Genomic DNA, 23,444 nt, shown 5'->3' with positions numbered 1-23,444 from the left:
GGCGGCGATGCTAACCGCACGCCGCGCTCACTGCACCGGCGCGCCCGCGCGGAACCACTCGGCAAGCGCAGCACGTTCCGCCTCCGTCATTGCCGTGGCGTTGTTCATCGGCATGGTCTTCTGCACGACCGCCTGCTGGTAGACCGCCTGCGCGTGCTGCTTCAGCGCATCGGGTGAGTCCAGCCGCACGTTCTTCATCTGCAGTTGCGCGCCGTGGCACTGGTAGCAACGCTGCTCCAGCACGGGGCGGATGCTTGCATAGGTGGCCGGTTGCGTCGCGGCGGTTGCAGGCGTGGGAGCCGGCGCGATCCACGCGATGACGCAGGCGATGACGGCGACACCCGCGAGCGCATAGCCCGCCGGGTGCCGGTTGCGCCCCAATTTCCAGCCGTGCCGCATCACGAAGAACTGGCGGATGGCCGCGCCCGCGAACATCATCAGCACCAGCACCACCCAGTTGTTCTCGCGCGCGTAGAGGAAGCTGTAGTGGTTGGACAGCATCGCGAACAGCACGGGCAGCGTGAAGTAGGTGTTGTGCACGCTGCGCTGCTTGCCGCGAACGCCGTGGATCGGGTCCACGGGTTGGCCGGCCTGGATCGACGCGACGACCTTCTTCTGGCCGGGGATGATCCAGAAGAACACGTTGGCGCTCATCGCCGTAGCCAGCATCGCACCCACCAGCAGGAAGGCCGCGCGGCCGGCGAACCAATGGCAGGCGAGCCAGGAGGCAACCACCACCAGCACGAGCACGAGCGCGCCGACGATGGCATCTCCGTTGCGGCGATGCCCGAACAGCTGGCAGATGGCGTCGTACAGCATCCAGAACACCACGAGGAAGCTCACGGCCACCGCAACGGCCGCACCGGGCGACCAGTCCATCAGCGACTTGTCGACGAGGTACGTGCCGGCGCTCCACAGATAGGACACCGTGAACAGCGCGAAGCCCGAGAGCCACGTCGAATAGCTTTCCCAGTAGAACCAGTGCAGGTGCGGCGGCAGCTGCGGCGGCTGCACCGCGTACTTCACCGGGTGGTAGAAGCCGCCGCCGTGCACCGCCCAGAGCTCGCCGGTAGCGCCTTCGCCGCGCAGCTTTTCGTCGGCCGGGGGCACGAGGCTGGAGTCGAGGAAGACGAAGTAGAACGACGAGCCCACCCACGCGATCGCGGTGATCACGTGCAGCCACCGCAGCAGCAGGTTGGCCCAGTCGAGGAAGTAGCTTTCCATGGTTGCCTTATCTCGGGATCTGCAGCAGCTGCGCGGCGACGGCGGCCGCGATGACCTCCGGCTCCTTGCCCACAACGCCCGGCACGCCGATGGGGCAGGTGACGCGCGCCAGTTCCTCTGGCGTAAAGCCGCGCGCCTCCAGCCGGTGGCGGAAAGTCGCCCACTTGGTCTTGCTGCCGATCAGGCCGATGAAGGGCAGGTCCGCGCGCTTCAGGCAGGCAGCAGCGATGTCCAGGTCTTCGGCATGGCTGAAGCTCATGACGAGGACGCGCGAGGCGGGGGCGAGGTCCTTGACCGCCGCCTCGACCGGGTCCGAGTGCTCGCATTGCACATTCGCCGGCACTTCGGCGGGGAAGATCTCGTCGCGGCTGTCGATCCACGTCACCGCGAACGGTAGCGGCCCGAGCGCCTGCACGATCGCCCGGCCGACGTGGCCGCCGCCGAACAGGGCGACGGGCGCTTGATTGGTGGCGAGCCTGCTTTGCAAGGCGTTCACATTCGAGGCATCAAGCAATTCATAGGCCAGGAACATCACCCCGCCGCAGCACTGCCCCAGTGACGGCCCCAACGCGAAACGCTGCTGCGCCGGCCCTTCGCCGCCGGCAAGCCGGCGCCGCGCCTCTCCAATCGCTTCGAATTCCACGTGGCCGCCGCCGATGGTGCCGAACACGTCGTCGGGGAAAACGGCCATCCACGCCCCCGGTTCGCGCGGCGCGGAGCCTTCGGTGCGGTCCACCGTGACGAGCACGGCGCGTTCACCGGCGAGCCTGTTCGTGATTTCCTTCATGCCGCGTTCGCTTTACAGTGCATGCGCAGGAAACAAAAAATCCGGATACGTAAAGCTCGTCATCATGCAGCCGGCTGCAGGCGTTGTAGAGCTTGCCCCAGAGGAGACACCATGAAGTACCCCCGCCCCTTGCCTTATGCGCTGGCCACTGTGGCCGCGGTTCTCGCTTCCTGCAGCAGCACGCCGCTGCCGCCCATGCCGCCAGCCACCGTCGCGACCGCGCCGGTCACCAGCCAGCCCGGGCAACTGTCGCCGCAAGCCGTGCTCAAGACCTCCTCCGCCGTCACGCCCCGCGCCTACCGCCAGGACGCCGCGTCGCACATCTACGAGCAGAACGAGGCGCGCATCTTCAAGGGCAAGCTGCCCCCGCTGCTGTACGCCATCGGCGTGCTGGACGTGGAGCTGGATGGCAAGGGCAACGTCCGCCGCCTCGACTGGCGCCGCGCCCCGAGCCACGCGCCGGAAGTGGTGGCCGAGATCGAGCGCACCGTCCGCGCCGCCGCGCCGTACCCGGTCCCTGCCCGCATGGGCAAGGTGACCTACACCGACGTGTGGCTGTGGGACAAGAGCGGCAAGTTCCAACTCGATACCCTGACCGAAGGGCAGCTCTGAGTCAGGAGCCGCGGTACGTGGAGTAACTCCACGGGCTGACCAGCAGCGGCACATGGTAGTGCTGCTGCGGGTGCGCAATCCCGAAATCGAGCGTCACCCGGTCCAGGAACGGCGGGTCGGGCAATTCGGCGCCCTTGCCCCGAAAGTACGCCGCGACGTCGAACACCAGCCGATAGCGCCCAGCCTTCAACGCGCCGTCCGCATACAGCGGCCCGTCGGGGCTGCGCCCATCGGCATTCAGCGCGAAGCGCTTCACCAGCTTCGCCTCGCTCCCCTGCACCTCGTACAGCTCCGCCCCCATGCCCGCGGCGGGGGTGCCGTGCATCGTGTCCAGCACATGCGTGCTCAAGCCCATGGAGGCCTCCGTCCGTAGGAATCGTGCACAGGAGTGTATACACTTTTAGGCGTTTGCGGCTATCATGCGACGCATGGATTCCACGCCGACCCGCCAGATCGTCGAGGCGCTCACGCGCGCGGTGGTGGAACACCGGCTGCAGCCCGGCACCAAGCTCGCGGAGCAGAAGCTGGCGGACCACTTCGGCGTCTCGCGCACGCTGGTGCGGCAGGCGCTGTTCCAGCTGGCGCAGCGGCACCTGATCACGCTGGAGCCGGCGCGCGGCGCTTTCGTGGCGGCCCCGACAGTGGAAGAAGCGCGCCAGGTGTTCCAGGTGCGCCGCATGCTGGAAACGCAGATGGTGCGCGAGTTCGTGCGCACGGTGACGCCGGCGAAGGTGAAAGCGCTGCGCGAGCACATCGCGCAGGAGAAGAACGCCGTGGACACGTACGACACCTCCAGCGGCGTCGACGTGCTCGGCGACTTCCACGTGCGCATGGCGGAGCTCACCGGCAACGAGGTGCTGGCGCACGTGCTGCGCGACCTCGTGGCGCGCAGCTCGCTCATCACGCTGATGTACCAGCGCGCGGGCGCAGCGCAGCATTCGCAGGAGGAGCACGTGGAACTGGTGAAGGCCATCGCCGCGAAGGACGAGAAGCGCGCGGTCAAGCTGATGGAAGACCACCTGCTGCACGTCGAGGAAAGCCTCGCGTTCGACCGCACCGTGCCCTCGCACGACATTGCATTGGCCCTCGCATGAGCATCTACGACACGACTGCGGGTTACCCGCGCGACCTCGTCGGCTACGGCCGCAAGCCGCCGCACGCGCAGTGGCCGGGCAATGCGCGCATCGCGGTGCAGTTTGTGCTGAATTACGAGGAAGGCGGCGAGAACTCCGTGCTGCACGGCGATGCGGGCTCGGAGCAGTTCCTCTCCGAGATGTTCAACCCCGCGTCCTACCCGGACCGCCACCTCTCGATGGAAGGCATCTACGAGTACGGCTCGCGCGCGGGCGTGTGGCGGCTGCTGCGCGAGTTCGAACGGCGGCAGCTGCCGCTGACGGTGTTCGGCGTCTCGATGGCGCTGCTGCGTCACCCCGATGTGACGGCGGCCTTCAAGGAACTGGGCCACGAGATCGCCTGCCACGGCTGGCGCTGGATCCACTACCAGGGCATGGACGAAGCCACCGAGCGCGAGCACATGCGCATCGGCATGGAGATCATCGAGAAGATGACCGGCGAGCGGCCGCTGGGCTGGTACACCGGCCGCGACAGCCCCAACACGCGCCGGCTCGTCGTGGACCACGGCGGCTTCGAATACGACAGCGACTACTACGGCGACGACCTGCCCTTCTGGATGAAGGTGCGCAAGACCGACGGCAGCGTGGTGCCGCACCTGGTGGTGCCCTACACGCTCGACTGCAACGACATGCGGTTCTCGCTGCCGCAGGGCTTCTCGCATGCGCAGCCGTTTTTCGAATACATGCGCGACACCTTCGATGCGCTCTACGCGGAAGGCGACGAAGCGCCGAAGATGATGAGCATCGGCATGCACTGCCGCCTGCTCGGGCGGCCCGGGCGCATCGTGGCGCTGCAGCGGTTCCTCGACCACATCGCGCAGTACGACCGGGTGTGGGTCTGCCGCCGCATCGACATCGCGCGCCACTGGAAGAAGGTCCATCCCTATGCCGATCACGATTGAACAACTGAACGCGGCGCCGCGCGAGCAAGCTGCGAAGCTGCTCGACGGCCTCTACGAGCATTCGCCGTGGATCGCGGAGACGGCGCTGTCGCAGCGGCCGTTCGCGTCCGTCGCGCACCTGAAGGCCGCGATGGCCAGGGTCGTGCGAGAAGCCGGGCGCGACAAGCAGCTCGCGCTGATCCGCGCGCACCCGGAGCTTGCCGGCAAGGCCATGGTGTCGAAGGAGCTCACGGCCGAAAGCACCAACGAGCAGTCGAAGGCGGGCCTCACGAACTGCACGCCCGAGGAGTTCGCGAAACTCCAGCAGCTCAATGCCGCGTACAACGCGAAGTTCGGCTTCCCCTTCATCCTCGCGGTGCGCGGGCCACGCGGCATCGGGCTCACTCGCCAGCAGATTCTTTCGGCCTTCGAGCGGCGCCTGGACAACCCACGCGACTACGAGATCGACGAGTGCCTGCGCAACATCGGCCGCATCGTGGAGCTGCGGCTGAACGACAAGTTCGGCATCGTGCCTTCACTCGGCGAGATGGTGTGGGACTGGCACGAAGACCTCGCGAAGCACAGCGACCCCGGCTTCAAGGAGAAGGGCCAACTCACCGTCACGTACCTCACCGACGCGCACCGCGCCTGCGCGCGCGATGTCGTGGCGCGCATGAAGGAATGCGGTTTCGACGAGGTGGAGATCGACGCCGTCGGCAACGTCGTGGGCCGTTACCGCGGCGAGGGCGAGCGCTGGCTGCTCACCGGCAGCCACTACGACACGGTGCGCAACGGCGGCAAGTACGACGGGCGCCTGGGCATCACCACGCCGATGGCCTGCGTGCGCGAGCTGGCTCGTGCGGGCAAGCGCCTGCCGTTCGGCATCGAGGTCGTGGGTTTTTCGGAGGAGGAGGGCCAGCGCTACAAGGCCACCTTCCTCGGCTCGGGCGCGCTCACCGGCCACTTCGATGCGAAGTGGCTGGACCAGAAGGATGCCGACGGGGTCACGATGCGCGATGCGATGCTCGCTGCCGGTTTGCCGGCCGACATGCAAGCCATCGCGATGTTGGAGCGCGACCCCTCCCGCTACCTCGGTTTCGTCGAAGTGCACATCGAGCAGGGGCCCGTGCTGAACGAACTCGACCTCCCGCTCGGCGTCGTCACCTCGATCAACGGCGGCGTACGCTACCAATGCGAGATCACCGGCATGGCCAGCCACGCGGGCACCACGCCCATGGACCGCCGCCGCGATGCAGCGGTGGGCCTCGCGGAACTCGCGCTCTATATCGAACAGCGTGCAAAGGCCGACGGCGACAGCGTCGGCACCATCGGCATGCTGCAGGTGCCCGGCGGCTCGATCAACGTGGTGCCGGGCCGCTGCCTCTTCAGCCTCGACCTGCGCGCGCCCACCGACCCCCAGCGCGACAAGCTGGTGGCCGACGTGCTAGCGAAGCTCACTGAAATTTGCGAACGGCGCGGCCTGCACTTCACCACCGAGGAAACCATGCGCGCCGCCGCCGCGCCGAGCGCGCCCGAATGGCAGCAGCGCTGGGAACGCGCCGTGGAAAGCCTCGGCGTCCCCGTCTACCGCATGCCCAGCGGCGCGGGCCACGACGCGATGAAGCTGCACCAGGTCATGCCGCAGGCGATGCTCTTCGTGCGCGGCGAGAACGCCGGCATCAGCCACAACCCGCTGGAGAGCAGTACCGCCGACGACATCGACCTCGGCGTGCGCGCCTTCCAGAACCTGCTCGCGCAGCTCGCGGGCGAGATGCGATGACACCTTACGAACGACTCGACGCCTGGATCGACGCCCACTTCGACGAGCAGGTGCGCTTCCTGCAGGAGCTGGTGCGCGTGCCCACCGACACGCCGCCCGGCAACAACGCGCCGCACGCGGAGCGCACGGCGGAACTGCTGCAGGCTTTCGGTTTCGCGGCCGAGAAGCACCCGGTGCCGCAGGCCGAAGTCCAGGCGGCAGGCCTCGAGTCCATCACCAACCTCGTCGTGCGGCGGCGCTACGGCGAAGGTCGCGTCGTTGCATTGAACGCGCACGGCGACGTGGTGCCGCCGGGCGAGGGCTGGACGCACGACCCATACGGCGGCGAAGTGCAGGACGGCAAGCTCTATGGCCGTGCATCGGCGGTGAGCAAGAGCGACTTCTCGACGTTCACGTTCGCGGTGCGCGCGCTCGAATCGCTCGGCGCATCGCTCAAGGGCGGTGTGGAACTGCACTTCACCTACGACGAGGAGTTCGGCGGCGAGCTCGGCCCCGGCTGGCTCCTGAAGCACGGCATCACGAAACCCGACCTGCTCGTCGCCGCGGGCTTCAGCTACGAAGTCGTCACCGCGCACAACGGCTGCCTGCAGATGGAAGTGACCGTCCACGGCAAGATGGCGCACGCGGCCATCCCCGACACGGGCGTCGATGCGCTGCAAGGCGCGGTGCACATCCTCGATGCGCTGTACGCGCAGAACACGCTGTACAAGCAGGTCACGTCCAAGGTGCCGGGGATCAAGCACCCGTACCTCAATGTGGGGCGCATCGAGGGCGGCACCAACACCAACGTGGTCCCTGGCAAGGTGGTCTTCAAACTCGACCGCCGCATGATCCCGGAGGAGAACCCCGTTGAAGTGGAAGACACGATCCGCCGCGCGATCGAGGAAGCGTCCGCAGCGGTCCCCGGCATCCGCGTGGAAATCCGCCGCATGCTGCTGGCCAACTCGCTCAAGCCGCTCCCCGGTAACAAGCCGCTCGTCGACGCAATCCAGAACCACGGGCGCGAGGTGTTCGGCTGCGACATCCCCGCGATGGGCACGCCGCTCTACACCGACGTGCGCCTGTACGGCGAAGCCGGCATCCCGGGCGTGATCTACGGTGCCGGCCCGCGCACCGTGCTCGAGTCGAACGCGAAGCGTGCCGACGAGCACGTGCAACTGGAAGACCTGCGCCGCGCCACGAAGGTCATCGCCCGCACCCTGTTCGACCTGCTCCGGTAGATGGCGGGTTCCGCCGAAAGACCTTGACGCGGGGCGCGGCTCTGCGGCACGCTGTATGGCTCTACCCGAGGAGCCCCTTATGAAGCTGTACTACCACCCCGCGTCCACCACCTGCCGCCCGATCATGCTGCTTGCCGCCGAAGCCGGCATCCCGCTGGAGATGCAGCTCGTCGACCTGTTCACGGGCGAGCAGTACAAGCCGCATTACGAGGCGGTCAACCCCAACCACCTGGTCCCCGTGCTGCAGGACGGCGATTTCCGGCTGACGGAGAGCTCCGCGATCTGCAAGTACCTCGCCGAGAAGTCCGGCAGCCCGCTCTACCCCAGCGGCCTGCAGGAGCGCGCGCGCATCAACGAGGTGATGGATTGGGTGAACACCCAGCTCAACCGTGACCTCTGCTACGGGTTCGTCTACCCGCAGATCTTCGGCTTCCACAAGCGCCGCAGCGAGGAGGCGCAGCAGGCCCAGCTCGAATGGGGCAAGGAGCGCGCGCAGGGCTGGCTGAAGGTGCTGGACCAGCACCACCTCAAGGCCGGCAACAACTATGTGTGCGGGGACAAGATCTCGCTGGCCGACTACTTTGCCGCCCCGTTCGTGCACGTGGCGCAGCTCACCGGCACGGACTTCGCCGCCTACCCCAACGTGCAGGCGTGGCTGGGCCGCATGAAGGCGCTGCCGTCGTGGGGCAAGGTGTTCGAGACCATCGAAGGCTATGGCGCGACCCTCAAGGGGCAGCCCATGGTCACGGTCTGAGATGGCCATCCTCAAGCTGCACCACGCCGCCTACCGCTGCCGCGACTCCGAGCAGACCCGCCGCTTCTACGAGGACTTCCTCGGGCTGCCGCTGGCGGGCGTGCTCGAGATCACGGAGACGAAAAGCGGCCGGGCGACGAACACGCTGCACACGTTCTTCCGTCTGGACGACGGCTCGCACATCGCCTTCTTCGAAGCGGGCGACATGCCGTTCGAATTCAAGAAGCAGCACGACTTCGACCTGCACATCGCGCTCGAAGTCGAGCGCGGCTTCCTGGAACGCATGTTCGCCAAGGGCAAGGCCGAAGGCATCGAAACGCGCGGCGTGTCGGACCACGGGTTCATCGACTCCATCTACTTCCGCGACCCCAACGGCTACGTGCTGGAGCTGTGCGCCAGGCGCGAGGGGCACGACGAGATGATGGACCCGGCGCGCAACAGCGCGCGGGCCAAGCTGGACGCGTGGACGGCAGCCAAAAACGCGCGCACCTGAGCCAGCGCAAACGCGCCACGTAGTTTTACGGCCCCGGCAGGCCGGAATTTGGTTTACGGTCTGCCTTGGCAACAAGAATCCAGGAGGCAGCCCATGACCACCGAGTCCACCCAGAACAGCGCCGCCGAGAACGCACTGCGCGACGCCGCCCGCGAGTACCACCGCACACCGACGCGCGGCAAGATCTCCATCGCGCCGACCAAGCCGCTGTCGAACCAGCGCGACCTGTCGCTCGCGTACTCGCCCGGCGTGGCCTACCCTTGCCTCGACATCCAGGCGAACCCGAAGCTCGCCGCCGAATACACCTCGCGCGCCAACCTCGTGGGCGTGGTGACCAACGGCACGGCGGTGCTGGGCCTGGGCGACATCGGCCCGCTCGCCGGCAAGCCCGTGATGGAGGGCAAGGGGTGCCTCTTCAAGAAGTTCGCCGGCATCGACGTGTTCGACCTCGAACTCGCCGAGAAGGACCCCGACAAGCTCGTCGACATCGTCGCGGCGCTGGAGCCGACGCTGGGCGGCATCAACCTCGAGGACATCAAGGCGCCGGAGTGCTTCTACATCGAGCGCAAGCTGCGCGAGCGGCTGAACATCCCGGTCTTCCACGACGACCAGCACGGCACCGCGATCATCTCCGCCGCGGCGCTGCTCAATGGGCTCGAGCTCGTGGGCAAGGAACTGGGCAAGGTGAAGGTCGCGGTTTCCGGTGCGGGCGCGGCGGCGATCGCCTGCCTCGACGTGTTCGTGGGCCTGGGCATCTCGCCGCGCAACGTCTACGTGTGCGACTCCAAGGGCGTGGTCTACCAGGGCCGCCCCGGCGGCTACGACGAGTCGAAGGCGAAGTACGCGCAGGACACGTCCGCGCGCACTCTGGCCGACGTGGTGAAGGACGCCGACGTGTTCCTCGGCTGCTCCGCCGCCGGCGTGCTGACGGCCGAAATGGCCAAGACGATGGCGCACCGGCCGATCATCCTGGCGCTGGCCAACCCCGAGCCGGAGATCCGCCCCGAGATCGCGAAGGCCGTGCGGCCCGACTGCATCATCGCCACCGGCCGCTCGGACTACCCGAACCAGGTCAACAACGTCCTGTGCTTCCCGTACATCTTCCGCGGCGCGCTGGACTGCGGCGCGACCAAGATCACCGAAGCGATGAAGCTCGCGTGCGTGCGCGAGATCGCGCAGCTGGCCAAGGCCGACATCAGCGAGGAAGTGGCCAACGCGTACGCGGGCAAGGAGCTTGCGTTCGGGCCCGACTACATCATCCCCACGCCGTTCGATTCGCGGCTGATCCTGCGCATCGCGCCTGCCGTCGCGAAAGCCGCGGCGGAATCGGGCGTCGCCGAGCGCCCCATCACCGACTTCGACGCGTACCGGCAGAGCCTGACGCGCTTCGTCTACCAGACCGGCATGATCATGCGGCCCGTGTTCACGGCCGCCAAAGCCGCGGGCCGCAAGCGCGTGGCCTTCGCCGAAGGCGAGGACGAGCGCGTGCTGCGCGCCGCACAGCTGGCGCTGGACGAGGACCTCGCGCACCCGATCCTGATCGGCCGTCCGGCCGTGATCGAGGCACGCATCGCCAAGGCCGGCTTGCGCTTCAAGCTCGGCACCGACGTCGAGTGCGTGAACCCCGAGAGCGACGTGCGCTTCCGCCAGTATTGGGAGGCCTACCACCGCATGATGGGCCGCAACGGCATCACGCCCGAGACGGCCAAGGCCGCGGTGCGGCGCTCCAACACGCTCATCGGCTCGCTGTCGGTGCACCTGGGCCATGCCGACGCGATGCTGTGCGGGCTCGTGGGCCGCTTCGACGCGCACCTGGAGCACGTGCGCACCGTGATCGGCACCGCACGCGGCGCGCCGGGCTTCGCGACGCTCAACGCGCTGATGCTGCCGGACCGCACGCTCTTCATCGCCGACACCTACGTCAACGAAGACCCTGGCGCGGAGCTGCTCGCCAACATCGCGCAGATGGCGGCCGAACAGGTGCGCCGCTTCGGCCTGCCGCCGAAGGTGGCCTTCCTGTCGCACAGCAATTACGGCTCGTCCACGCGTGCCTCCGCGAAGAAGATGCGCCTCGCGCGCGACCTGTTCGCGAAGATGGCGCCGGACATCGAATGCGACGGCGAGCTGCAGGGCGACGCCGCGCTCTCGGAGAAGGTGCGCGGCCAGAGCCTGATGGACAGCTCGCTCACGGGCGAGGCCAACCTGCTGATCTGCCCCAACCTCGATTCGGCCAACATCCTCTTCAACGTGCTGAAGATGACCGGCGGCCATGGCATCACGGTGGGGCCGATGCTGCTCGGCGCGGGCGCGCCGGTGCACGTGCTCACGCCGTCGGCCACCGTGCGGCGCGTGGTCAACATGACCGCGCTTGCGGCGGCGGAAGCGCAGGCGGGCTGACCCGCAAAAAGAAAAGGCGCCGGACAGGCGCCTCGAGGGGCGGGCATGCAACTGCCCGCCTTTGAAGTGTTCTTTGCGTATTAGCGGACGCGACCGCGGCGGAACAGGTTCACGATCGCCAGCAGGATGATGGCGCCCAACAGGGACACGACCACGGAACCGATCGAGATGCCCGAGTTGATGGTGCCGACGCCCACCAGCGGCGAGATGATCAGGCCGCCGAGGAAAGCACCCACGATACCCACCACGATGTTCAGCAGGATGCCCTGCTGGCCATCGGTGCGCATCACGAGGCTGGCCAGCCAGCCGACGATACCGCCAACGATCAACCAAATGAGGAAACCCATAACACTCTCCTTATGCCGACTCGCGGCTGTTGTTGATGCTCCTGACTATGGTTGGGCCCCGGTGGCCGGGGCGTAGTCGCGTGTAAAGGGCTACCGTGCGGGCCGGCCCCTTGGGCAAGTCAGACAAACGCCTACCAAGCCCAGCCACGGCACAATGCAAGCTCGGCCGTACGCGGCACCCTTCTTGCATAAGGAAGCTCATGAAGAAACGCGCATTCCTCCAGGCAACTCTCCTCGCCGCCGCCCTGGTTGCAGGCACTGCACAGGCACAGAACACACCCATCCGGTTCCAGCTCGACTGGCGTTTCGAAGGGCCCGCGGCGCTCTTCCTGCTGCCGGCCGCCAAGGGGTATTTCAAGGACGCCAAGCTCGACGTCACGGTGGACGCGGGCACGGGCTCCGGTGCCGCGGTGCAGCGCGTGGCCTCGGGCTCCTACGACATGGGCTTCGCAGACCTGGCTGCGCTGATGGAATTCCACGCCAACAACCCCGACGCGGCGAACAAGCCGGTGGCCGTGATGGTGGTCTACAACAACACGCCGGCTGCCGTGATGGCACTGAAGAAGTCCGGCATCAAGGCGCCGGGCGACCTCAATGGAAAGAAGCTGGGCGCACCGGTGTTCGACGCGGGGCGCCGCGCGTTCCCGATCTTCCAGAAGGCCAACGCCATCGGAGGCGCGACCTGGGTGTCGATGGACCCGCCGCTGCGCGAAACGATGCTCGCCCGCGGCGACGTCGATGCGATCACCGGATTCACCTTCACCTCGCTGCTGAACCTCGAAGCACGCGGCGTGAAGCTGGACGACGTGGTCACGCTGCCCTATGCCTCGCACGGCGTGAAGCTGTATGGCAACGTGATCATCGCCTCGCCCAAGCTGGTGAAGGAGAACCCGGCGGCGGTGAAGGCCTTCCTCACGGCCTTCTCCAAGGGCGCGAAGGAAGCGATGGCGAACCCCGATGCCGCCATCGAGTTCGTGAAGCAGCGCGACGGCATCATCAACGTGGACCTCGAGCGCCGCCGCTTCCGGATGGCGATCAACGACGTCATTGCGAGCGCCGATGCGCGCGCCGAAGGCTTCGGCACGCTCAACCCGGGGCGCCTCTCGCTGATGGCGTCGCAGGTCTCGGACGCGTTCAACACCAAGACGCGCGTGAACCCCGAAACGGTGTGGAACGGCTCGATGCTGCCCGCCAAGGCCGACCTGAACATCCTCCCTCCCGCCCCCAAGAAGTAGTGGCGTTCATCGACTTCTCGGATGTCTGGCTCGCGTACAACGAGGAGCTGGAGGCCTTCGGCCAGTACGCCGTGGAGGCCATCGACCTGAAGGTCGACGAGGGCGAGTTCATCGCCATCGTCGGGCCTTCGGGCTGCGGCAAGTCGACGTTCATGAAGCTGGCCACGGGGCTGAAGATGCCGTCGAAAGGCCGCATCCTCATCGACGGGCAGCCGGTGACCGGGCCGCTGAAGATCTCCGGCATGGCTTTCCAGGCACCGTCGCTGCTGCCGTGGCGCACGACACTGGACAACGTGCTGCTGCCGCTGGAGATCGTCGAGCCCTACCGCAGCAACTTCAAGGCGAAGCGGGCGGAGTACGCGGAACGCGCACGCCGCCTCCTCGAGAAAGTGGGCCTCGGCGGCTACGAGGACAAGTTCCCGTGGCAGCTCTCGGGCGGCATGCAGCAGCGCGCCAGCATCTGCCGCGCGCTGGTGCACGAGCCCAAGATGCTGCTGCTGGACGAGCCCTTCGGCGCGCTGGACGCTTTCACGCGCGAGGAGCTGTGGTGCATCCTGCGCGACCTTTGGACCGAGCAGCGGTTCAACGTCATCCTGGTCACGCACGACCTGCGCGAGTCGGTGTTCCTCGCGGATACCGTCTATGTGATGAGCAAGGGCCCGGGGCGCTTCGTGGTGCGGCGCGAGATCGACCTGCCGCATCCGCGCGACCTGGAGCAGACGTACACCCCGCACTTCACGGACATCGTGCATGAACTGCGGGCGCACATCGGTGCGGGGCGCAAGCCGGCGGAGGCCTCGGCATGAACGCGAAGGCCTTGCAGCGCTTTGCGCCGTGGCTGTTGCTCGCGGCCGTGCTGGTTCTGTGGCAGGTGGGCGTGACGGTGTTCAAGGTACCGGACTTCGTCTTCCCCAGCCCGTGGCAGATCGCGCAGGAGTTCACCGCCTACACCGGGCCGCTGATGCGCGCGGCCTGGAGCACCTTCTGGGTCACGATGGTGGGCTTCGGGCTTGCCATCGCGGTGGGCGTGCTGCTCGGGTTCCTGATCGGCTCGTCGCGAGTCGCGTACTCGGCGGTCTATCCTCTGATGGTCGGCTTCAACGCCGTGCCCAAGGCGGCCATCGTGCCGATCCTCGTCGTGTGGTTCGGCATCGGCATCGGGCCGGGCATCCTCACCGCCTTCCTGATTTCCTTCTTCCCGATCATGGTGAACGTGGCCACCGGCCTCGCGACGCTGGAGCCGGAACTGGAGGACGTGCTGCGCGTGCTCGGCGCCAAGCGCTGGGACGTGCTGGTGAAGGTGGGCCTGCCGCGTTCCATGCCGTACTTCTACGGCTCGCTCAAGGTTGCGATCACGCTGGCGTTCGTCGGCACCGTGCTGGCCGAGATGACCGCTGGGGACTCCGGCATCGGCAACCTGATCCAGACCGCCGGCAGCCAGCAGCGCATGCCGCTCGCGTTCGCGGGGCTGGTGCTGATCAGCGTGATGGCGATGGCGATGTACGAGCTTTTCAGCTACGTGGAGAAGCACACCACAGCCTGGGCCCACCGAGGCTCGCAAGGGGTCTGATGGCCTGGCACGCGCGCCTCGCGCTCGACTACTCGCACGAAGGCGGCCGCAGCGTCGCGCGGTTCTCGCACGATGGGCCGCTGCGCATCCTGCAAAGCCTGTGGCCGGAAGGCGATGCGGTGTGCCACAACGTGCTCGTGCACCCGCCGGGCGGGCTCGTCGGGGGCGATTCGCTCGACATCGGTATCCGTGTTGCGCAAGGTGCGCGTGGCCTCGTGACCACGCCCGGCGCTTCGCGCTTCTACCGCAGCGAAGGCGAGGCCGCCGTGCAGTCCACGCGCATCTCGGCCGCCGAAGGCTCGCGGTTCGAGTGGCTGCCGCTCGAAGCGCTCTATTACAGCGGTTGCCGCGCGGAGAACCGCGTGGAGCTGGACCTCGAAACCGGCGCGGAGGTGATGGGCTGGGACATCGCGGCCTTCGGCTTGCCGCAGGCGGACCAGCCATTCCTGCGCGGCGAAGTGCGGCAGCACCTGGAGCTGCGCGGCACCTGGCTCGAGCGCGGGCGCATCGCGGCCGACGACGCGCGCTTGATGGATGGCCCGCTGGGGCTTGCAGGCCGGCGCTGCATGGCCACGTTGTTCTTCGCATGTGGCGCGCCGATGGCCCGCGCGCGGCGCGACGAGGCCCTCGAAGCCGCCCGCAGTGTCATCGACTCGCACGAGCTTGCAACGACCGCAGGCGCGACGGCGCCGAACGCCAACGTGATTGTGGTTCGGGTGCTCGCGCCACTCGTCGAGCCCGCGCTGGGCCTTCTCAAGCAAGTGCGGCGTGCGTGGCGTCCGTTGCTGTGGAACCTGCCACCCAACGAACCCCGCGGTTGGGTGATTTAGTTCACGCCGCCGCGCGTAGGCGGTTTCCCTGACAGTTCGCTCCTACGGCCGCACCGGGAAGGAACCGCCCCGAAGCCGGCCAGCGCTCCGGCAGCCAACGGCCGCGCAGCCGTCCAGACTTCAGGCATTCCAATCGAATCCCAGGAGCCACGAACATGAAGACCACGGACGCTCGCTCGCGCAAGAGCCTGATCTCCTTCAGTGCGATCGCGCTGCTCGCGCTCGGCGCCGCGACCGCCCAGGTGGCGATCGGCGCGGACACGACGCACCCCGGCACCTCGATCATCGACAACTCGGGCAGCTACTCGCACGAAGTGCAGGCCTGCCTCTCCGGCAAGACGCAGCAATCCCAGGCCGACTGCCTGAAGGAAGCGCGCAACGCCCAGGGCGACAAGCGCCGCGGCCAGCTGGAGGACTACGCGAAGAACACGATGGCCCGCTGCGACGCGCTGCAGGGCGAAGACCGCGCTTCCTGCCAGGCACGCATGATGGGCTACGGCAGCATCGACGGCTCCGTCGCCGGCGGTGGCCTCGTTCGTGAAGTCGAGACGGTGACGCTGCCCGCGGGCGCGCACGAAGTGACCGTCGAGCCGCGCACGCAGGACCCGGTGGTGCTGCTGCCGCAGTAACGCGACCGCGTCCTACACAACCGCACGCCACGGCCGGTGAGGCTCGTGGCGTGTTGCTTTTCCAGGGAGAGACCATGACCAGGGCAGACCACGGCTACCGCAACGAAGTCAGCTGGGACGACGGCAAGGGCCGCCAGCCTTACCAGAACCAGGGCAAGAAGGAAGAAGGTCCCCCCAACGGCGGCGACGAGTTCGAGGCCGGCGACCGGGGGGACCTGTCGGGGCGCAACCTCGACCAGCAGGAGCGGGCCAAGGGTGTGCCGGATGGGGATCCGCTCAAATGACGTGGAACAGCATCAGCAGCAGCACGATCGTGAGCGGGACACCCAGCAGCCAGAGGATGAGAGGCATTTGAATCTCCTTGAGTTGGTTCTCAAGGTTCATCTTGGCCGCGGCACCCCGCGCCAAGTGCCGGGCACGGGATGCAAAGCCGGTAGGACAGCCGCGCTCAGATCGCGACGAGCTGTCGCACGCCGTTGGCTTCCATGTCCTTGCCCGCCCCGCGTGCGATGACTTCCCCGCGCTCCATCACCAGGTACTGATCGGCCAGCTCCTGCGCGAAGTCGTAGTACTGCTCGACCAGCAGGATGCCCATGTCGCCCTTGTCCGCGAGCATGCGGATGACCCGGCCGATGTCCTTGATGATCGACGGCTGGATGCCCTCGGTCGGCTCGTCCAGCACCAGCAGTTTCGGCGAGGCTGCGAGCGCACGCGCGATCGCGAGCTGCTGCTGCTGCCCGCCCGAGAGGTCGCCGCCGCGGCGGCCGAGCATCTGCTTGAGCACGGGGAACAGCTCGTAGAGATGCGGCGGGATCGCCGTGCCGGCGCTCTTGTACGCCAGCCCCATGCGCAGGTTCTCTTCCACCGTGAGGCGCGCAAAGATCTCGCGGCCCTGCGGCACGAAGCCGATGCCGGCGCGGGCCCGCTGGTACGGCGTGGCGTTGTGGATGGGCTTGCCGTCGAACTCGATGCTGCCGGTCTTGATCGGCACCAGCCCCATCAGCGACTTCAGCAGCGTGGTCTTGCCCACACCGTTGCGCCCGAGGATGACCGTGACCTTGCCCGGCTCGGCCGTGAGGTTGACATCGCGCAGGATGTGCGAGCCGCCGTAGTACTGGTTGACGCCCTTGATGTTCAGCATGCCCGTCAGCGCCCCAGGTAAACCTCGATCACTCGCTCGTCCGACTGCACCTGCTCCAGCGTGCCCTCGGCCAGCACCGAGCCTTCGTGCAGCACGGTGACCTTCTCGGAGATCGTCTTGATGAAGCTCATGTCGTGCTCCACCACCATCAGCGAGTGCTTGCCCTTGAGCGAGAGGAACAGCTCGGCCGTGCGCGCCGTCTCCTCGTCCGTCATCCCCGCCACCGGCTCGTCGAGCAGCAGCAGCTTGGGGTCCTGCATCAGCAGCATGCCGATCTCCAGCCACTGCTTCTGCCCATGGCTGAGGTTGCCGGCCATGCGGTCGACGTGGTCGCCGAGGTGGATGGTCTGCAGCACTTCGGCGAGCCGGTCGCCCTCGCCCGAGTCGAGGCGGAAGAACATGGAGGCCTTCACGCCCTTGTCGGTCTTCAGGGCGAGCTCCAGGTTCTCGAACACCGAGAGCTGCTCGAACACCGTGGGCTTCTGGAACTTGCGGCCGATGCCCATCTGGGCGATCTCGGCCTCCTTGTAGCGAAGCAGGTCGATGGTGGAGCCGAAGAAGACGCTGCCGCTGTCGGGCCGTGTCTTGCCGGTGATGATGTCCATCATCGTCGTCTTGCCCGCGCCGTTGGGGCCGATGATGCAGCGCAGCTCGCCCGGGGCGATGTCGAGGGAGAGGTTGTTGATGGCCTTGAAGCCGTCGAAGCTGACGTGGACATCCTGCAGGTAGAGGATGCGGCCATGGGAGATGTCCACCTCGTGCTCGTTGGCGAGCACGTGGGCGAATCCGGCGGCGCGACCACCAGATTCGGTTTTGCCGGGGGCCGCTGCAGCACCTTCATGCGCCGCGGCACGTCGCGCCCCCTCCTCCATCAAATCTGGAGTCATTTCTTCCTCCAGACCTGCCTGGCCAGCCCGACCACGCCGTTCGGCAGGAACAGCGTGACCGCAATGAACAGTGCGCCCAGGAAATATAACCAGAATTCCGGCGCGGTGACAGTCAGCCAGCTCTTCGCACCGTTAACTATGAACGCTCCGAGGATGGGACCGACGAGCGTGGCCCTTCCACCGACAGCCGCCCAGATGGCGATCTCGATGGAGTTGGCGGGGCTCATCTCGCTGGGGTTGATGATGCCCACCTGCGGCACGTACAGCGCGCCGGCCACGCCGCACATGACGGCGGAAAGCGTCCAGATCGCGAGCTTGTAGCCGATGGGGTTGTAGCCGGAGAACATCACGCGCGATTCCGCGTCGCGAATGGCCTGCAGCACGCGGCCGAACTTGCTGCCCACCAGCCAACGGGCCATCAGGAAGAACCCGAGCAGCGTGAGCCCGGTGATCACGAACAGCGCCATGCGGGTGGACGGCGTGGCGATGGTGAAGCCCACGATGCGCTTGAAATCGGTGAAGCCGTTGTTGCCCCCGAAGCCGGTTTCGTTGCGGAAGAACAGCAGCATCGCGGCATACGTCATGGCCTGCGTGATGATCGAGAAGTACACGCCCTTGATGCGCGAGCGGAAGGCGAAGTAGCCGAAGACGAAGGCCACCACGCCGGGCACGGCGACGATGAAGAGCGCGGTGGCGAGGAAGCTGTCGGAGAAGGTCCAGTGCCACGGCAAGGCCTTCCAGTCCAGGAAAACCATGAAGTCGGGAAGGTCGCTCTTGTAGTGGCCCTCGCGGCCGATCTGCCGCATCAGGTACATGCCCATCGCGTAGCCGCCCAGCGCGAAGAACAGGCCGTGGCCGAGCGACAGGATGCCGGTGTAGCCCCAGATCAGGTCCATCGCCAGCGCGCAGATGGCGTAGCACATGATCTTGCCGACCAGCGCCACGGCGTAGTCGCTCATGTGGAACACGCTGCCTTCGGGCACGACGAGGTTCAGCACGGGCGCGACGGCGCACACGAGGACCAGCGCGACGAGGAAACCGGTCCAGCCGGACTTCGACAGCAGCGGCCTCGGCGCCGGCAGCACGACGCCGACGGTGGGTGGGAGGTCGCGCTGCATCACGCCTCGGCGCTGCGGCCCTTGACCGCGAACAGGCCCTGCGGGCGCTTCTGGATGAAGACGATGATCAGCACCAGCACGCCGATCTTGGCGAGCACCGCGCCGGCCCAGCCTTCGATGAACTTGTTCAGGATGCCCAGGCCCAGCGCGGCGTAGACGGTGCCCGCGAGCTGGCCGACGCCGCCCAGCACCACCACCATGAACGAGTCGACGATGTAGGCCTGCCCGAGGTCGGGGCCCACGTTGCCGATCTGGCTGAGCGCGCAGCCTGCCAGGCCCGCGATGCCGGAGCCGAGCGCGAAGGCATAGGTGTCGACGCGCGCCGTGTTCACGCCCATGCACGAGGCGATCGGCCTGTTCTGCGTGACACCGCGCACGAACAGGCCCAGGCGCGTGCGGGCGATCAGGAAGGCCATGCCGGCGAGCACGAGGGCCGCGAAGGCGATGATGAAGATCCGGTTCCAGGGCAGCTGCAGGTCACCCGTCACAACGACGCCGCCGCTCATCCAGCTGGGGTTTTCCACGCCGACGTTCTGCGCGCCGAAGATGCTGCGCACCAGCTGCATCAGCGCGAGCGAGATGCCCCAGGTGGCCAGCAGCGTTTCGAGCGGGCGGCCGTAGAGGAAGCGGATGACGCCGCGTTCGAGGATGGCGCCGACGAATGCGGACGCTGCGAACGCAACGGGCACGGCGGCGATGAGGTACCAGTCGAACGCACCCGGCGCGTACTTGCGGAACAGGCCCTGCACCACATAGGTCGCGTACGCGCCGATCATCATCAGCTCGCCGTGCGCCATGTTGATCACGCCCATCAGGCCGTAGGTGATGGCCAGGCCGAGCGCCACCAGCAGCAGGATCGAGCCGAGGCTGATGCCGGAGAAGATCGCGCCGGCGCGGTCGGCCCAGGCCAGCGAGGCTTCCACCTGCTTGAGCGAGCCTTCGAGCACCGACTTCACTTCGGGGTCGGTTTCTTCCTTGATGCGCCCGAGCAGCAGCGTCTTGGTCGCCGGGCTGCGGCTGTCGGCGAGCAGTTGCGCGGCCGCGAGCCGCTTGGCCCGGTCGCTGCTGGAAAGCAACGCCGCGGCACGGACCAAACCCAGCTGCTGCTTGATGGAGGCGTTGGTTTCGGCGGCGTACGCCTTCTCGATCAGTGCCAGCTTGGACTCGTCCGGCTCCTTCTGCAGCTCGGTGATGGCCGCAGAACGCAGTTTCTCGTCCTTCGAGAACAGCTTGAGGGCGGCGAGCGCGCTGTCGATCTCGCCGCGCATGCGGTTGTTGTTGACCACGTCCTCGGCGTCGGCGGGCAGTGCGGTCTCGGCGCCCGTAGAGGGGTCGTAGCCCTTGCCGTCCTTGACGATTAAGGCCTTGCCGCCGGCGATTTTCACCGCGTCGTCGGCAAGCGCTTGCAGGAAAGCGGCCGTCTTGTCGTCGGCGTTGGCCATCGCCTTGTTCATCGCCTCGATGCGGGCGTCCGACTCGCCGATGGCGATGGCCGCCGCTTCCTGCGGAGTCAACGCGTAAGCGTGAAGTGCCAGCGCCGTTGCCAGCAGTGTGAATAGTTTTTTCATGCAGGAACCTGTGCAAAGGGCGGCACGCCGCCCTTCACGCAAACACCCGTTCAGGTCTTCGACTTGCCGTCCGGCTCGTCCTTCTTCTTGTCGTTGCCTTCGATGAAGGGCGACCAGGGCTTGGCCTTGACCGGGCCGGGCGTCTTCCACACCACGTTGAACTGGCCGTCGGCCTTCACTTCGCCGATGAACACCGGCTTGTGGAGGTGGTGGTTCTTCTCGTCCATCTTGGCCGTGAAGCCGGACGGGGCCTTGAACGTCTGGCCGCCCATTGCGGCGATGACCTTGTCGACGTCGGTCGACTTGGCCTTCTCGACGGCCTGCTTCCACATGTACACGCCGATGTAGGTGGCTTCCATCGGGTCGTTGGTCAGCGGCTTGTCCTTGTGGCCGGCAATGTTCTTGGCCTTGGCGTACGCGGCCCACTTCTTGGTGAACTCGTCGTTCGTCGGGTTCTTCACCGACATGAAGTAGTTCCAGGCGGCCAGGTGGCCCACCAGCGGCTTGGTATCGACGCCGCGCAGCTCCTCTTCACCCACGGAGAACGCCACCACCGGCACGTCCTTGGCCTTCAGGCCGGCGTTGCCCAGCTCCTTGTAGAACGGCACGTTGGAGTCGCCATTGATCGTGGAGATCACGGCCGTCTTGCCACCGGCGGAGAACTTCTTGATGTCCGCAACGATGGTCTGGTAGTCGGCGTGGCCGAACGGCGTGTACTTCTCGTCGATGTCGCTGTCCTTCACGCCCTTGCTCTTCAGGAAGGCGCGCAGGATCTTGTTGGTGGTGCGGGGGTAGACGTAGTCCGTGCCCAGCAGCACGAAGCGCTTGGCGCCGCCGCCTTCCTTGCTCATCAGGTATTCCACGGCGGGGATGGCCTGCTGGTTGGGCGCGGCACCCGTGTAGAACACGTTCTTGGACAGCTCCTCGCCCTCGTACTGCACGGGGTAGAACAGCAGGCCGTTCATCTCCTCGACCACCGGCAGCACGGACTTGCGCGACACCGAGGTCCAGCAGCCGAACATCACGGCCACCTTGTCCTGGCCCAGCAGCTGCTTGGTCTTCTCGGCGAAGAGGGGCCAGTTGGAGGCCGGGTCCACGACGACGGGCTCGAGCTTCTTGCCGAGCACGCCGCCCTTGGCGTTGATCTCCTCGATGGCCATCAGGGCGGTGTCCTTCAGGACCGTCTCCGAAATCGCCATCGTGCCGGACAGGCTGTGGAGGATGCCGACCTTGATGGTGCCGCCGGACTGGGCGACGGCGGCGGTACCGAGGCTCGCCAGGGCGACCGCGGCGGTGAGCGCCTTGAGGGTGAAACGACGTTGCATGTGTGCGAGCTCCTTGAGCGGGGTTGGAAATATCGACAGGTCCCATTCTGGGAACGGCCCAGCCAGGCAGGAATACGACACATGGCGTATGCGCCGCCGTCCGACAAGGCCGCGCGCTGCGGCTGGGTGCAATGGAGCCATGGCCACCGTCCTCACCCAGCTCGCCCCGAGCATCACCAACCTGATCCGCCTGGACCACACGCACGTGGCGGCGACGTTCCACCAGTACGAGACGACGCTCTCGGACCGCCTCAAGCGCGGCATCGTGGACAGCGTCTGCCTGTCGCTCGAAACCCACGCGCAGCTGGAGGAAGAGATCTTCTACCCGGTACTGCGCCTGGTCTTCGACAACGACCTGATGCGCAAGAGCCCGGTGGAGCACGACGAGATGCGCACGCTCATTGCGCGGCTGCGGCAGATGGTGACGACCGACCCGATGTTCGACGAGAGCTTCTTCGAGCTGATGCGCCTGGTGATGCACCACGTCGCCGACGAGGAGTCGCAGCTGCTGCCGGCCGCCGAGCGGCTGATCCCGGAGCAGCTGCAGGACATGGGTGCGCGCTTCGCGAAGCGCCGGTTCGAGATGATGGCTTCCCGCGGCGGCGAGTACGCAGGCAGCTTCGCGCGGTCGCTGTCGCCGCGCATGCTGATGTCCACCGCCACCACCTTGCTCAACGGCGGCTTCCTGATGGTGCGCCACGGCCCCATGGCGCGCCCCTGGACACGCCGCTCCGCCTTCTGAAAGGAAACTGAAATGACGTCGGTCACCAGGATGATCCGCATGGACCACACGCACGTGATGGCGGTGTTCCACAAGTACGAACCCTCGCTCTCCGCGCGCGTGAAGAAGGGCCTGGTGGACCAGGTCTGCCTCGCCGTGGAAGTGCACGCCACGCTGGAGGAAGAAATCTTCTACCCCGCGCTGCGCGAGGTGAGCGACAACGAGGTGCTGCGCAAGAGCGAGCCCGAGCACTACGAGATGAAGCAGCTCATCGCGCGCCTGCGCGCGATGGAAGGCACGGGCCCCGAGCTCGACTCCACGTTCTACACGCTGATGCAGAACATCATCCACCACGTGGCGGACGAAGAGACGGTGCTGCTGCCTCTGGCCGAACGCGTGCTGGTGAAGGAGCTGGACGACCTCGGCTCGCGCTGGTCGCGCCGCAAGATGCACCTCATGGCGCCGCGCGCGCCGGAGATGGCCAGCGGCATGGCGCGCTCCATGAGCGGCAGCGGGCTGCTGATCGCCGCGGGCGCGGTGCTGCTCGGCGGCCTGCTGGTCGCCAAGCGCAACGCCATGGAGCAGGCGGTCACGCACGCCCACCGCATGATGAAGCGGCGCAAGCTGATGGCGCAGGTGCAGAACCTGCTGCCGGGGCACAAGACGGTCGCGTCGCGCGTCCTGGCACGCCTGCCGTGACGCTGACTTTGACCTGACTCAACGATGTGGCAATCCCGGATTCGGGGGAAACCCTGAATCCCTAAAGTTCCGCATCCCCAAAGGAAAAGGAAC

25 protein-coding genes are annotated in these 23,444 nt (G+C 66.9%); 16 read left to right on the top strand and 9 right to left on the bottom strand.

Features of this window, described 5'->3' with window-relative positions; genetic code table 11:
* Positions 1-27: 27 nt before the first annotated feature.
* Together H8R02_RS12145 and xdhC are read right to left on the bottom strand one after the other, a co-directional pair.
* A complete protein-coding gene (locus H8R02_RS12145; RefSeq protein ID WP_187081688.1) occupies positions 28-1,224 on the bottom strand; it encodes a urate hydroxylase PuuD in 1,197 nt (398 codons plus the stop codon).
* Between the two features lie 7 nt (positions 1,225-1,231).
* Entirely contained in the window at positions 1,232-2,011 is a 780-nt protein-coding gene (gene xdhC, locus H8R02_RS12140) for a xanthine dehydrogenase accessory protein XdhC (RefSeq protein WP_187081687.1), read from the bottom strand.
* 111 nt (positions 2,012-2,122) lie between these two features.
* On the opposite strand from xdhC, the gene H8R02_RS12135 reads away from it, so the two are divergent.
* On the top strand, positions 2,123-2,623 hold the full coding sequence (locus tag H8R02_RS12135) for a hypothetical protein (protein ID WP_255429317.1): 501 nt from the start codon (positions 2,123-2,125) through the stop codon (positions 2,621-2,623).
* Position 2,624: 1 nt separating this feature from the next.
* On the opposite strand, the gene uraH is transcribed toward H8R02_RS12135, so the two are convergent.
* On the bottom strand, positions 2,625-2,978 hold the full coding sequence (gene uraH / locus H8R02_RS12130; RefSeq protein WP_187081686.1) for a hydroxyisourate hydrolase: 354 nt from the start codon (positions 2,976-2,978) through the stop codon (positions 2,625-2,627).
* 64 nt (positions 2,979-3,042) lie between these two features.
* Between uraH and H8R02_RS12125 the strand changes: the two genes are divergently transcribed.
* The 7 genes from H8R02_RS12125 to H8R02_RS12095 all read left to right on the top strand — a co-directional run bounded on the left by H8R02_RS12125 (position 3,043) and on the right by H8R02_RS12095 (position 11,281).
* The gene (locus H8R02_RS12125) at positions 3,043-3,717 is read left to right on the top strand and encodes a GntR family transcriptional regulator (protein WP_435531271.1); all 675 of its coding nucleotides are present in this window, start codon (positions 3,043-3,045) and stop codon (positions 3,715-3,717) included.
* Positions 3,714-4,658, top strand: coding sequence for an allantoinase PuuE (gene puuE / locus H8R02_RS12120; RefSeq protein ID WP_187081684.1), 945 nt, complete (start codon positions 3,714-3,716; stop codon positions 4,656-4,658). The genes H8R02_RS12125 and puuE overlap by 4 nt, the downstream gene beginning before the upstream one ends.
* The gene (gene uraD, locus H8R02_RS12115) at positions 4,642-6,417 is read left to right on the top strand and encodes a 2-oxo-4-hydroxy-4-carboxy-5-ureidoimidazoline decarboxylase (RefSeq protein ID WP_187081683.1); all 1,776 of its coding nucleotides are present in this window, start codon (positions 4,642-4,644) and stop codon (positions 6,415-6,417) included. Before puuE ends, uraD begins: the two co-directional genes overlap by 17 nt.
* Positions 6,414-7,637 carry a M20 family metallopeptidase gene (locus H8R02_RS12110; RefSeq protein WP_187081682.1) on the top strand — a complete coding sequence of 408 codons (1,224 nt, stop codon included), beginning with the start codon at positions 6,414-6,416 and terminating at the stop codon, positions 7,635-7,637. Before uraD ends, H8R02_RS12110 begins: the two co-directional genes overlap by 4 nt.
* A 79-nt stretch (positions 7,638-7,716) precedes the next feature.
* Positions 7,717-8,391 (top strand): glutathione S-transferase family protein, encoded by a 675-nt coding sequence (locus tag H8R02_RS12105; protein WP_187081681.1) that lies wholly within the window; start codon positions 7,717-7,719, stop codon positions 8,389-8,391.
* A 1-nt stretch (position 8,392) separates the two neighbouring features.
* On the top strand, positions 8,393-8,884 hold the full coding sequence (locus tag H8R02_RS12100; protein ID WP_187081680.1) for a VOC family protein: 492 nt from the start codon (positions 8,393-8,395) through the stop codon (positions 8,882-8,884).
* A 93-nt stretch (positions 8,885-8,977) separates the two neighbouring features.
* Positions 8,978-11,281: an NADP-dependent malic enzyme gene (locus H8R02_RS12095; protein ID WP_187081679.1), complete on the top strand. Its 2,304-nt coding sequence runs from the start codon at positions 8,978-8,980 to the stop codon at positions 11,279-11,281.
* Positions 11,282-11,361: 80 nt separating this feature from the next.
* Here H8R02_RS12095 and H8R02_RS12090 read toward each other — a convergent pair whose 3' ends face one another.
* Positions 11,362-11,628 carry a GlsB/YeaQ/YmgE family stress response membrane protein gene (locus H8R02_RS12090; RefSeq protein WP_187081678.1) on the bottom strand — a complete coding sequence of 89 codons (267 nt, stop codon included), beginning with the start codon at positions 11,626-11,628 and terminating at the stop codon, positions 11,362-11,364.
* A gap of 200 nt (positions 11,629-11,828) precedes the next feature.
* Here H8R02_RS12090 and H8R02_RS12085 point away from each other — a divergent pair, with 200 nt between their 5' ends.
* The 6 genes from H8R02_RS12085 to H8R02_RS12060 all read left to right on the top strand — a co-directional run bounded on the left by H8R02_RS12085 (position 11,829) and on the right by H8R02_RS12060 (position 16,176).
* The gene (locus H8R02_RS12085) at positions 11,829-12,863 is read left to right on the top strand and encodes an ABC transporter substrate-binding protein (protein WP_187081677.1); all 1,035 of its coding nucleotides are present in this window, start codon (positions 11,829-11,831) and stop codon (positions 12,861-12,863) included.
* Positions 12,863-13,669, top strand: a complete 807-nt coding sequence (locus tag H8R02_RS12080; RefSeq protein ID WP_187081676.1) for an ABC transporter ATP-binding protein — start codon at positions 12,863-12,865, stop codon at positions 13,667-13,669. Before H8R02_RS12085 ends, H8R02_RS12080 begins: the two co-directional genes overlap by 1 nt.
* A complete protein-coding gene (locus H8R02_RS12075; protein WP_187081675.1) occupies positions 13,666-14,433 on the top strand; it encodes an ABC transporter permease in 768 nt (255 codons plus the stop codon). Before H8R02_RS12080 ends, H8R02_RS12075 begins: the two co-directional genes overlap by 4 nt.
* Positions 14,433-15,263, top strand: a complete 831-nt coding sequence (locus tag H8R02_RS12070; RefSeq protein ID WP_187081674.1) for an urease accessory protein UreD — start codon at positions 14,433-14,435, stop codon at positions 15,261-15,263. Before H8R02_RS12075 ends, H8R02_RS12070 begins: the two co-directional genes overlap by 1 nt.
* Before the next feature lie 155 nt (positions 15,264-15,418).
* Positions 15,419-15,892, top strand: coding sequence for a hypothetical protein (locus H8R02_RS12065; RefSeq protein ID WP_187081673.1), 474 nt, complete (start codon positions 15,419-15,421; stop codon positions 15,890-15,892).
* A 74-nt stretch (positions 15,893-15,966) separates the two neighbouring features.
* A complete protein-coding gene (locus H8R02_RS12060; protein ID WP_187081672.1) occupies positions 15,967-16,176 on the top strand; it encodes a hypothetical protein in 210 nt (69 codons plus the stop codon).
* Positions 16,177-16,340: 164 nt separating this feature from the next.
* Here the strand turns inward: H8R02_RS12060 and urtE are convergent, their stop codons facing one another.
* The 5 genes from urtE to urtA are packed head-to-tail and all read right to left on the bottom strand — an operon-like array spanning position 16,341 to position 21,931.
* Positions 16,341-17,033 carry an urea ABC transporter ATP-binding subunit UrtE gene (urtE, locus tag H8R02_RS12055; protein ID WP_187081671.1) on the bottom strand — a complete coding sequence of 231 codons (693 nt, stop codon included), beginning with the start codon at positions 17,031-17,033 and terminating at the stop codon, positions 16,341-16,343.
* Positions 17,034-17,038: 5 nt separating this feature from the next.
* Complete coding sequence (gene urtD / locus H8R02_RS12050) at positions 17,039-17,920, bottom strand: urea ABC transporter ATP-binding protein UrtD (protein WP_187081670.1); 882 nt, start codon at positions 17,918-17,920, stop codon at positions 17,039-17,041.
* Positions 17,917-19,038, bottom strand: a complete 1,122-nt coding sequence (urtC, locus tag H8R02_RS12045) for an urea ABC transporter permease subunit UrtC (protein ID WP_187081669.1) — start codon at positions 19,036-19,038, stop codon at positions 17,917-17,919. Before urtC ends, urtD begins: the two co-directional genes overlap by 4 nt.
* Positions 19,038-20,606 (bottom strand): urea ABC transporter permease subunit UrtB, encoded by a 1,569-nt coding sequence (gene urtB, locus H8R02_RS12040; RefSeq protein WP_187081668.1) that lies wholly within the window; start codon positions 20,604-20,606, stop codon positions 19,038-19,040. Before urtB ends, urtC begins: the two co-directional genes overlap by 1 nt.
* 50 nt (positions 20,607-20,656) lie before the next feature.
* Entirely contained in the window at positions 20,657-21,931 is a 1,275-nt protein-coding gene (urtA, locus tag H8R02_RS12035) for an urea ABC transporter substrate-binding protein (RefSeq protein WP_187081667.1), read from the bottom strand.
* Between the two features lie 139 nt (positions 21,932-22,070).
* On the opposite strand from urtA, the gene H8R02_RS12030 reads away from it, so the two are divergent.
* Complete coding sequence (locus H8R02_RS12030; RefSeq protein WP_187081666.1) at positions 22,071-22,673, top strand: hemerythrin domain-containing protein; 603 nt, start codon at positions 22,071-22,073, stop codon at positions 22,671-22,673.
* A 12-nt stretch (positions 22,674-22,685) separates the two neighbouring features.
* A complete protein-coding gene (locus H8R02_RS12025; RefSeq protein WP_187081665.1) occupies positions 22,686-23,351 on the top strand; it encodes a hemerythrin domain-containing protein in 666 nt (221 codons plus the stop codon).
* Positions 23,352-23,444: the final 93 nt, after the last annotated feature.

It is taken from the genome of Ramlibacter albus, assembly GCF_014297445.1.
GTDB classification, from domain to species: domain Bacteria; phylum Pseudomonadota; class Gammaproteobacteria; order Burkholderiales; family Burkholderiaceae_C; genus Ramlibacter; species Ramlibacter albus.
Note: the sequence above shows the minus strand (reverse complement) of the source record. Positions and strands in the feature narration are given on the sequence as shown.